Source organism: Pseudotabrizicola algicola (assembly GCF_010915705.1).
GTDB classification, from domain to species: domain Bacteria; phylum Pseudomonadota; class Alphaproteobacteria; order Rhodobacterales; family Rhodobacteraceae; genus Pseudotabrizicola; species Pseudotabrizicola algicola.
Genome location: NZ_JAAIKE010000023.1, coordinates 1 through 6,532, shown reverse-complemented (window position 1 = coordinate 6,532; position 6,532 = coordinate 1). Strand labels below are relative to the sequence as shown.

The following is a 6,532-nucleotide window of genomic DNA, read 5'->3' as shown; positions in this document are numbered from 1 at the left end:
TGTCGCGTTTGGTTCCTGATTTCAATTGAAGCGGTTACCTGAAACCTGAGCGGTCTGGTTGGAGCTTGGCATTTCAGCAAAGGCTCGACGGAAGGGCAGGGGGCTTACAGGCCTGCGGCCTTGGTCAGGTTCACCCGGAACCTGTCGCGGCGTCGCTGGTATCGGCGGGTCATCTCTGCGCTGGCATGACCAAGCTGCTTTTGAACGTAGCGCTCATCAACTTCCGCGCTGCTGGCAAGGCCTGCGCGCAGGGAATGGCCCGAGAACAGCCGCACGCGCTCGGCTTCAGGCAGATCAGGGCGTAGCCCGGCCTCGCGGGCGCAGGACTTGATCAGCCGGGCGACGTGCTTGTCCGACAACCGCTCGCTCGTAGCTTTCAGGCCGTTGCGTGACGTGGCGACGAAGATCGGGCCGAAGTCGATCCTTGCGTAATGCAGCCACTGCGTCAGGGCATGGACCGGGCAGGTCTGATCTGATGAGCCGCGGGCGATTTCGACCTCGCGCCAACCGGTCTTGCCGCGCAGGGTGAGGAGCACGCCGTCCTCCAAGATCTCGACCCAGCCGCCGGAGTCAGGCGTGTCATCCTTGCCGTGGTCGAGGCTGACAATTTCGGACCGACGCAGGCCACCAGCAAAGCCGATCAGCAGGATCGCCCGGTCGCGCAGGCCGCGCAAATCGTGGGGGAGGGTTGCCAGCATGTCGCGCAGGTCTTCCGGCAGAATGGCCTCTTTCTGTGCTGGTGGCCGTGCGTGCTTGCGGCGGATGCCAGCCAGGACGCTGGCAATGTGCCGATCTTTGCGGTCGAGCCGCTCTCCGCGCTGCGCATAGCCCCAGGTCAGGCCAGACAGCCGCCGTTCTATAGAGGAGGCCGAGAGGGCAGGTGCTTTGCCGCTCGGCGCTGCCAGATCGGCGATGTAGAGGCCGATCAGCTGGGACGACGAGGGGAGAGGGTCCGCGCCACGCATCCGGCACCAGCGCGCGAAGTGGGCCCAATCCTTGGTGTAGGCCTTCAGCGTGTTCTCCGACGCCGCCTGACGCGCATAGTCACGCGCCGTTTCGACCAGGCGGTCGAGCGTGCCCGAGCCAGCGACATGGGAGGGCAGGGCGATCGTGTCGCGCTCCGTATCAGCGCTGTCGTCCCGCTCATGGCGATCGGGACGTTCCGGGGGTTCTGAAGGCGATTTCTCGGGCGTTTCGGTCATACCGTCGAGCATACTCCCGGCACGTCCGATAATGCAATCTTATTGGACATTGTGGAGCCGACAAAGCTGCGGCGCTATAGGTGCATTTCTCTGGCAGAAAGCGCCGTCACAATATAAGCTGCCGACATGGGAAAACCGCGCGCCGAGCCTTTGGAAACCTTGCCGATGCTGCCCCCGCTGCCGGGCTGGATCGTCTCTGCGCCGTCCGAGCCGCCGGAGGCTGCGGCCTTCCGGTCCGGGGCCGCGCTGGCGCATCTGGGTCAGGCAATGGCGTCGGGGGATGTGCCTCTGGCGCTGTGGCGCGATCGTCTGGCCCTGACGGCGGCCGAGAACTGCGCTGCGATGGCGGGGCGAAGGGAAGGGCAGGGCGCCTTGCGCGATGCCCTGCACCTGACGGGACCGGGCGACGACCCCGGCCCGGCGGGGCGCATCGCACGGCAGTGGTCACGCGCGGCGGCGCGGCCGGTTTCGGTCGCGCATCTGGTCAATACGCTGGACGGAGTAACGGCAGAGCGGATCGCGCTTTGCCTTGATGCCACCGGACCGACCCCAGTGGACCGCGCGGCGCAGGTCGTCGAGGCGGTGCTGACCGATAGTCCGCGAGCCGAGGCCGCCGCCCTGATCCTGTCCGATGCCGCGTTGGCAAAAGCGTTGGGGGCAACGCATGTGCTGCCGCTTCTGGCGCTGACGCTCAAGCCCCGCGATATACGCTTGCGGGGCGATGATCTGCGGCTGGCCTGTCACCGCGCCGTTGTCTCTGCCGTTCGGCAGGCGCTGCCGCTGGCCGGCGATCTGGCCCGTGCGGCGGCCCGCCTTCGGGCAGTGGCCCCGAAGCTGCGCGCCAAGGCGGCGGGCCGGGCGGTCGATCTGTTCCTGTCGCGCGATGCGCTGGTGCCGGGGGCATTGGCCTTCATGTCGGATCGGGCCGCGCGACGGCTCTGCGACCGACTGGTGGCGCTCGGCGCCGTGCGCGAACTGACAGGGCGGGACACGTTCCGACTTTACGGGGTCTGAGCATGGGGCGGCGCGAGGACACAGAACTTGACCGCGAATTGGCCGTTCTTCCCCCTGAGCTGCGCTGGCGGGAATGGATGCGTCGGATCGAGGCGGTGCTGTTCGCAAGCACGACCCCGGTGGCGCGCGAGGATCTGGCGCGGGTCGTGGGGCAGGGGGCCTCAGTCGATCTGTTGATCGAGGATCTGGCAGTGGATCTGGAAGGCCGACCCTATGAGGTGGCACAGGTGGGAAAGGCGTGGATGCTGCGCACGCGCGCGGCCTATGCCCCAGCGATCCGCGCCGCGGCGGATGTGGACGGCCAAGCGCTGAACCTGTCGGAATACGATCTGGCCGTGCTGGCGGCGATTGCGTATCACCAGCCGATCAGCCGCGACGGGTTGAAGGACATCTTCGGAAAAGAGATCAGCCGTGACCTGATCGGCCGACTTGCCGAGCGGGACCTGATCGGCACCGGCCCTCGCGAACCCCGCCGTGGCGCGCCTCATACCTTCGTCACCACCGAGGCGTTCTTGGCTGCCTTCGGGATGGAGTCCTTGCGCGACCTGCCAGACCCCGAGCAATTGGACGATGCAGGCCTGGCAGGCCCATCGGGGGCCATGGAAGGTTAGGCGACCGGCCAGGCTTCAGCAGGAAATCAGCGACTTTGGTGAAGCCGGATTGCTGCCCGCAGCAAGGCGGCCAGATCAGGCTCTCTGGAGGAGGAGGCCGGCCCCGGCCCGGCAGTTTCGCCAAGCCGATCTCTGAGCGTCCCGACCAACCCCTTGTGGTTTTCGGAGGCGCGGGCCAGCCCGAGCCAGAAGGTCAGCGGGCCGCGTTCTGTGGGGTCTCTTACCTCGATCTGCCGCTCTGACAACCGCTGGAAGAAATTGTAGCGAACCCGATGCGACAAGAATGGGACCGTTGATGTCGCCGTTCTGACGGGCACTGGGTGTTTCATAAGCTGCACGGCAAGAGACTTCCGGTCGTCCTGCGCGCGCTCAGCGGAATCAAGGCGCAGCAGATCGTCGATCAGCCGCTCGAGGCGCCGGGCGCCCGTGCTTGCCGGGCCAGTCGGTTTTGCGAGAGGGGCGTCGCAGAAGGCGCAGTACTGTTGTGGCACGAGGCGAGCCTGACGAAATGGCGCAAGGCTCTGCCCACAAGACGGGCAACGGTCGCGCAAGCGGCAGCCATGGCGAAAGCAGGACACGCGGGTTGCCAAGGTCCAGCTCCGCCGGAAATAGGGCACCTCGTCTTCCCCCAGGCAGGAGGGACAGAACTGCAACCAACAGGACTGCGCCGTCGATGTCCCTGCATCTTGCGGCCGGGTCCGCAGCCGCAAGCGCAGGGTCGAGAGTGGACTGTTGGCCAGACAAAGACCGTCGATCTCGTCGGGGCAGATCGCCGTATGGTCGAGCAGCAAGCGACGAACAGAATCCGGCAGATGCCGGTCAAGTTGCGCCGACCATGTCTCGCCGGCCACCCCGAGCACCGCTCCAAAATAGCGCGGCGGCACACCATTGGCATGTGCAAGCCGATGCAGCCAGCTTGACAAAAGCTCCCCAGGAGCTGGCCGGACGTCCACCGGCCAGCGATGCCCCGCGGCCACTCTATAGCGGCGGGCCGGGGAGACGGTAATCCTCTGCGCACTGCTGGTCATGTCATTGAATGGCGCAAGGCCGAGTTCCGTCGCCGTGACAGCGGTACATAGCCGAGGGCCATGACGGTGCTGGACGTGATCCTTTCCTCACCGCTCTCAACAGCTGCCACCGCCGTCCGGGTGACGATGTCGACCACCTCGCCAATCAGCCCTTCCGACAGATCATGGATCATTTTGGCCAGGGGAGGTCGTGAGAGGTTTGAGGCATGCGCAAGCGGCATGCTGGCCTCGAGACTGTCGAGAAGCGTGGCGAAGTCTTCGTCGAATCCCCACCGTGACACTGCGACCGTATCGAACCGCGAGCCCATTTCTTCAGTGTCGTGCAATGCATCATAGACAGCGATTTCGCCGACAAGCACGGGCGAGATGTCATGCACGCGTGCGATCCGCCGCAGGAACGAGAAGATTGCCTTCACATCCTGTCGGCGTCCGCGCAGAACACTGTGGAATTCGTCGAAGATGAGCAGGCGCGGCTTGACGCTGTCGAGAAGATGATCGACCTGTTCGCTGGCGCGGGACAGGCTACGCCAGCCGGCAGCTTGCGGGGCGCGCAGTCCGGACAGAATGCTGGCGTAGAAATGCGACAGGCCTGCCCCCTCCCGGGTCTGGATCACCCAGACCCTTTGCCGGTCGGCACGGCGCAGATGTTCGACGGCGAAGCGTTCGGCGATCATGGTCTTGCCGTTGTGATAGGGACCAGCAATCAACAAGCCGCGTGGACGGAGTGATGGCGGGCGTTCCAACAGCTGCCGCATCGCATCATGTGCCGCAGAGGCACCGGGATGGCCTATCCAGCGTGGCGCCCGAATATGAGCAATGCGGGTGGCAGCATCCGCATCGAGCAACGCTGAGGTTGATGGTAGGAGATGGTCGGCCATGCTACCAGGTCTCCACAGGAAAGACGCGGCGGGGTCGGTCAGGTTCTGGTCCGGTATGGGTCGCCTCCGAAACCTGCCCGACATTTTGATACGCCTTCGGCGCGTCTGCGGCGTGTCGGGCCCTGGTCATTTCCCGCAGGTGAGCCTTCTTGGATTTGGCCCCGGCGACGGTCGCCGCGATTTCCCGGCGCAGAAGCGTCTTTTCCTGCGCCGGTCGTTGTTGGCTCTCTCGCGTGCGCGCTCGGTCGGCTTCATGCTGCCAAAGGGTGATTGGCATGGTCACCCCATCCCGCCGCTTTACCGGACGCCAGATCCGCGTGTCGGGATCGGCGATGTAGATCCGGCTGATGTCCCGGGGGTCGTAGCATAGATCCAGAGGTGGCAACCGGTCACGGCGGGCGACGAGAGGCCCAAGCCATTGCTCGAAGTAGTCGATGGCGAACAGGCTGACGCCCTGGGGAGAGATGCGGCGTGTTGTGCGGGGGAGAAAGTTGAGCAGGACTTGGTCAGGATCATCGATCGGCCGGTCCGTCGGTGGAAGTCGCAGCTCCCATTCGAGGCGAGGCACAGTCAGCTTGCGCGCGTTCTGGGTCTGGTTGTGATCGACGATTGCCAGGGCGATGCAACGCTCGAGGGCCGCGAAGGTCAGACTTGCCCTCTCATCGGACGAATAGTCGCCGCGATCCGCGATCGACCGTCCGGTCTTGCCAGGAAGAGAGCGAAGCACCGTGTTCACTTTTCCAAGGAGGCGCTCGACAACCCCACCTCGGTGAACTGTGCCCTTGTTCCGGGTTCGGACGGTGATCCCGAAGTCGGCGCATCCTTTCGTAAAGGTACTGCTCTGAAATTCCTTGGCGGAGTCCACGACGATCTGCTTAGGGCGGCCATGCATCACCCACGGGTGCGCGATCCCGCGTTCGGCCAGCCAGTTATCCTTGCTGCATATCGCGTGGGCAAGGCACAAGGCGACCGAGAGCCGGGACGGACGCTCGAGGGTCAGACAGAAGCCGATGATGGCACTCGTCGCCACATCGGCGGCGATGGTCAGATAAGGTCTGCCAACGAAGATGCCATGATCGTCGATCACCTCGACGAACTGGATGTCGGCCGGGGTATGATCGATCTGGACGACCTCAAGGGCGTGGGCGGCACGGATGTATCCCGGACGCGGCTTCAGGCGGTGAAGATGCTTGCCACCGGAAAGCCGCCGCCGCGCGATCTCCTCTGGGGTGAACACGCGCGGGATCCGCTTGGCCACAGTGACATAGGACGGGGGCTTGTACCCTTCGCTGTCACAGCGCGCACGGATTTCGTCGACGATGGGCGCGAGATCGGGTTGCTCTGGCTGCAGCCACATCTTTCGCAAAGTGTCGGAAATGATGGCTTCCACGCTGGCCGATATCCTCGCACGCCGCGCGCCATTCGTCCGAGGAAGAAGCGACGAGACACGGCGGTCCTCCCGATACCGGGCGAGGTGATTGTAGACCTGACGCGTCGAAAGGCGCAGTTCCACCGCTGCCCGGCTGACAGCCTCCCGCATCGGCAAGTCGCCATCGAGAACCCGGTCAAGTTCGCGAGCGATCCGAACCGCCTTCGACCAAGCCTCGTCTGAAGCGCGGTAAGCTGCCCGCTCCAAAGGCCGATCTTTGCTGAGTGCTGTCATGCCGCCGTGCCCTTCAAAACCTATTGAAGTCCATAATGAAATTGAAATCGCAAAGCAGAAACCCGCGCCACTTCCGGAGGTACCTTGCGGAAATCATGTGAAAACCACGCAGTGAAATCGTGAAGGAAAAGCGACA

The 6,532-nt window shown here is 64.5% G+C and carries 6 protein-coding genes; 2 read left to right on the top strand and 4 right to left on the bottom strand.

All coding sequences use genetic code 11. The annotated features are described in order from the left end of the window. Window positions 1-104: 104 nt before the first annotated feature. On the bottom strand, window positions 105-1,202 hold the full coding sequence (locus G3572_RS21725) for a tyrosine-type recombinase/integrase (protein WP_371879026.1): 1,098 nt from the start codon (window positions 1,200-1,202) through the stop codon (window positions 105-107). Window positions 1,203-1,328: 126 nt separating this feature from the next. Here G3572_RS21725 and G3572_RS21720 point away from each other — a divergent pair, with 126 nt between their 5' ends. Next, on the top strand, window positions 1,329-2,216 hold the full coding sequence (locus G3572_RS21720) for a DUF1403 family protein (protein ID WP_035714019.1): 888 nt from the start codon (window positions 1,329-1,331) through the stop codon (window positions 2,214-2,216). A gap of 2 nt (window positions 2,217-2,218) precedes the next feature. Next, a complete protein-coding gene (gene scpB, locus G3572_RS21715; protein WP_035714022.1) occupies window positions 2,219-2,827 on the top strand; it encodes an SMC-Scp complex subunit ScpB in 609 nt (202 codons plus the stop codon). A gap of 26 nt (window positions 2,828-2,853) precedes the next feature. Here scpB and G3572_RS21710 read toward each other — a convergent pair whose 3' ends face one another. The 3 genes from G3572_RS21710 to G3572_RS21700 are packed head-to-tail and all read right to left on the bottom strand — an operon-like array spanning window position 2,854 to window position 6,396. After that, window positions 2,854-3,855 carry a TniQ family protein gene (locus G3572_RS21710; protein WP_275897813.1) on the bottom strand — a complete coding sequence of 334 codons (1,002 nt, stop codon included), beginning with the start codon at window positions 3,853-3,855 and terminating at the stop codon, window positions 2,854-2,856. After that, entirely contained in the window at window positions 3,852-4,733 is an 882-nt protein-coding gene (locus G3572_RS21705; RefSeq protein WP_035714025.1) for a TniB family NTP-binding protein, read from the bottom strand. The genes G3572_RS21710 and G3572_RS21705 overlap by 4 nt, the downstream gene beginning before the upstream one ends. Before the next feature lies 1 nt (window position 4,734). Next, window positions 4,735-6,396, bottom strand: coding sequence for a TnsB C-terminal domain-containing protein (locus tag G3572_RS21700; RefSeq protein ID WP_035714028.1), 1,662 nt, complete (start codon window positions 6,394-6,396; stop codon window positions 4,735-4,737). Window positions 6,397-6,532 lie beyond the last annotated feature (136 nt).

What these genes read in the sequence shown, in the direction of transcription:
- G3572_RS21725 (WP_371879026.1), bottom strand. Translation starts at nt 1,202, where the DNA reads ATGACCGAAACGCCCGAGAAATCGCCTTCAGAACCCCCGGAACGTCCC.
- G3572_RS21720 (WP_035714019.1), top strand. Translation starts at nt 1,329, where the DNA reads ATGGGAAAACCGCGCGCCGAGCCTTTGGAAACCTTGCCGATGCTGCCC.
- scpB (WP_035714022.1), top strand. Translation starts at nt 2,219, where the DNA reads ATGGGGCGGCGCGAGGACACAGAACTTGACCGCGAATTGGCCGTTCTT.
- G3572_RS21710 (WP_275897813.1), bottom strand. Translation starts at nt 3,855, where the DNA reads ATGACCAGCAGTGCGCAGAGGATTACCGTCTCCCCGGCCCGCCGCTAT.
- G3572_RS21705 (WP_035714025.1), bottom strand. Translation starts at nt 4,733, where the DNA reads ATGGCCGACCATCTCCTACCATCAACCTCAGCGTTGCTCGATGCGGAT.
- G3572_RS21700 (WP_035714028.1), bottom strand. Translation starts at nt 6,396, where the DNA reads ATGACAGCACTCAGCAAAGATCGGCCTTTGGAGCGGGCAGCTTACCGC.